The following is a 4,153-nucleotide window of genomic DNA, read 5'->3' on the forward strand; positions in this document are numbered from 1 at the left end:
TCGACCTCGCCGACGTCCTCGCCGTCGTCGGTGAGTTCGACGGTCGCCGTCGTCTCGAGGTCGATCGCGAACGCCGAGCCGGTTCCGGTCGCGAGTGCGTTGAGTACCGTCCCGGCTGCGGGGGCGACAGCGCGGCCATCCATACTTGGACACTCTCAGCAGGCGTACTTACGGCTAACGATCCTCGAGATCGATCGATAGAGGAACCGCTCCTCGGCGAAGCGATGAGACCGGAGAACGCACTCCTTTTCCCCGATCCGACCGAAGCGGAGACCATGAGCGCACGGAACAACGTCGCCCCCGGTACGATCGGCGTCGATCTCGTCGACGGTGGCGTCGTCGTCGAGTACCACGACGGCCGAGACGTCTTCTACCACGGCCCGCCCGAACCGGTCGACGGCGCCCTGACGACCCCACCGGGCAAAGAAGTGCACGTCCTCGTTACCGATCCCGACGGGGTCGAAGGCGTCATGACGTACGTCAACGATCGGAACACCCACGACGACATCCTCGAGACGACCGGCGTCGGCCGCGTGATGCTCGATCGCGACGACGAGGAGGAACTGTTCCCGGGCGTCACCGTCGCGACGGCGGCCTACTCGGTCCGCGTCGAAGCCGACCTCTCGGTCGTCGACGGCCGCGTCTTCGTCTTCGCCGAGGACGAGATGAGCGAACACGCCTACGAACTCGTCGAGGCGACCGACTGATGCCGCTGCAGAAACCCTGGCGTGACCTCGAGCGGGAGACGGTCGCCGCCGCGCCGGACCGGCCCGGCGTCTACGAACTCGGCAACGCCTCGGGAACGGTGCTAGCGGTCGATCACGGCGTCCTTCGGGACGAACTCAAGAGCGTGCTGGCATACGGCGACGGCGACCGCGTCCGGTGGACCGAAGCTCATACGCTCGAGCAGGCCCGCGAACTCGCCGACGAGCACCGCGAGCGCCTCGAGTGACCGAGTCAGATCGCGGCCGGATCACTGAATGTAGGACGGGTCGCTGCCGTCACACCGTGACTCGTGTTCCGTCGCGTCCGACTTCTCGTCGAAGAGGAGCCCGCAGGTCTCGCACTCGTACCAGGTAGTGTCGTCGCGTTTGGTCTGGACCACCATGGTAGACGATGGAACACGGACGACAAAAGGCGTTTCTCCGGTGACTGCAGCGAGACCGAACGGCGACAGTGAGGAAGTATCGTCACCAACCGGGTGTTTCGTGATTCCCGTCTCGGTCGTGTCTCTCGGTCCTGTATTCCGACGCGATGAACGTCTCCGATACTTCCTCAGTGCCCTCGCGAACCGCCGTCGTCAGGCGTCGAGTTCGGTCAGTTCCTCGACGTCCGGAATCTGCTCGCTCGCGGTGGTGATCTGTTGCATTCGCTGTTCGTGTTTCGTGTACGCGTAGTCGGCGAGGTCGGAGGGGTTCGGACCGGGGCCTCCCTCAGTGCTGGCCCCGTCGTCGCTCGTCAGGCTCTCCTGAACGAGCGGCACCAGTTCGTCGACCGTCTCGCGGAGGAGGTCGGGATCGACGTCGCCCTCGCTCACGAGTTCCTTGAGTTTCGCCATCCCGAAGCCGACGTGGCGTCCCTCGTCGCTGCGAACCAGTTTGAGTCCCTCGACCAGTCCCGGCAGATCGGGGAGTTCGGGTTCGTTCTCACCGTACGCGAGGGTGAGTCCGTAGTAGCCTGTCTGGGCCAGAATTCCCTCGATCGTCAGGTGATAGTGGCAGTGGGCCTTCGCGCGGGTTTCCGGCGTGTCCTCCTCGAGGAGGAGCGCCATCGCCCGCTCGTTGCGCTCGAACAGTTCGTCGTAGGGCTCGTTGAACCACTTCTCATCGGTCGGCGACGAGAGCTCCTGCCCGCGGCGTTCCTCTTCGGTGCGAATTACTTCGCGCCAGTAGCGATCGAAGAAGTCGGTATGTTTGGACTCCTCGTAGAGCTGCGTCGTGATGAACATCTGGTCGCCGATATCCTCCAGGACGACCGCCAGCGGCGCGAGATCCTCCGTCACCGACTCCTCTCCCGCGCCGAACAGCGCGAGCGACTGCTTGAGCCCCGTAAAGGCCGGCTCGGAGAGCTCGGCCGCTCCCGCTACGTCCGCCGCGAGGTCGATATCGTGAGGGTCCCAGTGTTTCTCGACCGCGTTTCGGTAGTAGTTGTGCGACCGGATCGTCGTCTCGAGTTGCATCGCCGGCTCATTAGTGGCCATTCTCACCCGAACAGATGCGTCGCTGTCCGATCAGCCTATATCTCACGTATTAGGGAATTTAAGTAGGGTCGGATCGAAGCGGGGGCATGGGCCTCATCGCCGAGTTTCAGGTAAACTCTCCAGACCTGCCGCTGACGGGCGCGGTGGCGGCCGTCCCGGAGATCACGGTCTACATCGACCGCATTCTCGTCGACGATCCCGATCGACCGGTCGTCCTCTGTCGAGCGGTCGACGACGCCGACGACGAGTTCGGGGCCGCGCTCGAGGACGATCCCACCGTCGAGACGCAGACGACAGTAGACGGTGCGGGCGGCGGATCGACCTACCGGATCAGGTTACGTGATCCGCCGCTACCGATCTACCGGAAGTACGTCGAACTCGGGACGACGCCGCTGGGCGGAATCGTGACCGTCGACGGCTGGTGGGGGCGAGCGCGGTTTCCCAACCGGGAGGCGCTCGCGGAGTACCGGTCGTTCTGTACCGACCGCGGCGGCACGTTCAAACTCGAGCGGCTCACTCGGGAATCGTCGAGCGACGATCCGCCGTTCGGACTCACCACCGAACAGTACGAGGCGCTCGTCGCGGCCCGCGATGCGGGTTATTTCGACGTCCCGCGAGCGGCATCGACGGCGGAGATCGGCGATCAACTGGGGATTTCGGCACCGTCGGCCTCCGAGCGGCTCCGGCGCGGAATCGATCGGTTACTGGAAAACGCGCTGTAGCCGCGAGTGACCGACGACGCCGCCCCGGATTCCGCGCGCATGCAGTGGCGTCCGATGGGACAATTCTCAAGGCGACCGGCCCGAAAGGAACGGGTATGAGTTCGTCGGAATCGGACGGCGTCACGTTGTCGGTTCGCGCTGCCGAAAAGGGAGACGCCGGCCGGGGCGTCGCGCGAATTCCCGAATCGGTGCGGCGACAGCTCGGCATTCTCAGCGGCGACGCCGTCGTGATCGACGGCGACGAGTCGACGGTCGCCAAGATGTGGCCCGCGGATCCGTCGGTCCCCGACAACGCCATCCAGGTCGACGGTGATACCCGAGCGAACGCCGGCGTTCACGTCGGTGACACGGTCACCGTCCGGGCGAAAGACAAGTCGACCATCGCCGACGCCGATTGGGTGACGCTCGTCGCGCCGCCGGGACTCGCCGAGAGTCAGCGGCGGGCCGCCGAAAGCAGCGCGGCGGAGAAACTCCGCAATCGACCGGTCCGCGCCGGGGAGCAGATCCGGATCGAGGGGATCGATCAGCAGCCGTTCCGGGTCACCGACACGGATCCCGACGGTGACGTTCGAATCACGAGCGCGACAACAGTTCGGCTCGCCGATCTCGAGTCGGGATCGGACGCCACTCCGAGTTCGAGCGGGACCGGGGCTACCGACCGCGGCCGACAGTCTGACGGATCGACCGATGCGCCGGCCGGTCCCGACTCCCAACTCGAGGCCGGGACGGGCGAACTCGATCCGGGATCCGGCGTCACCTACGAGGACATCGGCGGCCTGGACGAGGAACTCGAGCAGGTTCGCGAGATGATCGAGCTCCCGCTGTCGGAGCCGGAGCTGTTCAGACGCCTCGGCGTCGAACCGCCCTCCGGCGTCCTTCTCTACGGCCCGCCCGGCACCGGGAAGACGCTGATCGCACGCGCCGTCGCCAACGAGGTCGACGCCGAGTTCGAGACGATCTCGGGGCCGGAGATCATGTCGAAGTACAAGGGGGAGTCGGAAGAACAGCTCCGAGAGACGTTCGAGAAGGCTCGCGAAGAGGCCCCGACGATCGTCTTCTTCGACGAGATCGATTCGATCGCCGGCACGCGCGACGACGACGGGGACGCCGAAAACCGAATCGTCGGCCAGCTACTGACGCTGATGGACGGCCTCGACGCCCGCGGCGAGGTGATCGTCATCGGCGCGACCAACCGCGTCGACGCGATCGATCCCGCGCTCCGGCGCGGCGG

General features: G+C 65.7%; 6 protein-coding genes and 1 pseudogene. 4 read left to right on the forward strand and 3 right to left on the reverse strand.

Annotated elements, in window-relative coordinates; genetic code table 11:
* Window positions 1–143: pseudogene (locus PGX04_RS07895) on the reverse strand (shikimate kinase); the annotation flags it as partial.
* Between the two features lie 132 nt (window positions 144–275).
* Here PGX04_RS07895 and PGX04_RS07900 point away from each other — a divergent pair.
* Window positions 276–707 carry a DUF5796 family protein gene (locus tag PGX04_RS07900; RefSeq protein WP_273737997.1) on the forward strand — a complete coding sequence of 144 codons (432 nt, stop codon included), beginning with the start codon at window positions 276–278 and terminating at the stop codon, window positions 705–707.
* On the forward strand, window positions 707–952 hold the full coding sequence (locus PGX04_RS07905; protein ID WP_273737998.1) for a DUF7508 domain-containing protein: 246 nt from the start codon (window positions 707–709) through the stop codon (window positions 950–952). Before PGX04_RS07900 ends, PGX04_RS07905 begins: the two co-directional genes overlap by 1 nt.
* Before the next feature lie 21 nt (window positions 953–973).
* Here the strand turns inward: PGX04_RS07905 and PGX04_RS07910 are convergent, their stop codons facing one another.
* Together PGX04_RS07910 and PGX04_RS07915 are read right to left on the reverse strand one after the other, a co-directional pair.
* A complete protein-coding gene (locus PGX04_RS07910) occupies window positions 974–1,108 on the reverse strand; it encodes a DUF7128 family protein (protein ID WP_273737999.1) in 135 nt (44 codons plus the stop codon).
* A 192-nt stretch (window positions 1,109–1,300) separates the two neighbouring features.
* Window positions 1,301–2,200, reverse strand: a complete 900-nt coding sequence (locus PGX04_RS07915) for a ribonucleotide-diphosphate reductase subunit beta (RefSeq protein WP_273738000.1) — start codon at window positions 2,198–2,200, stop codon at window positions 1,301–1,303.
* Between the two features lie 86 nt (window positions 2,201–2,286).
* Between PGX04_RS07915 and PGX04_RS07920 the strand changes: the two genes are divergently transcribed.
* Window positions 2,287–2,922, forward strand: a complete 636-nt coding sequence (locus PGX04_RS07920) for a helix-turn-helix domain-containing protein (protein WP_273738001.1) — start codon at window positions 2,287–2,289, stop codon at window positions 2,920–2,922.
* A gap of 95 nt (window positions 2,923–3,017) precedes the next feature.
* The coding region (locus PGX04_RS07925) for an AAA family ATPase (RefSeq protein WP_273738002.1) at window positions 3,018–4,153 on the forward strand (1,136 nt) is incomplete at its 3' end.

Source organism: Natrinema soli, from assembly GCF_028618695.1.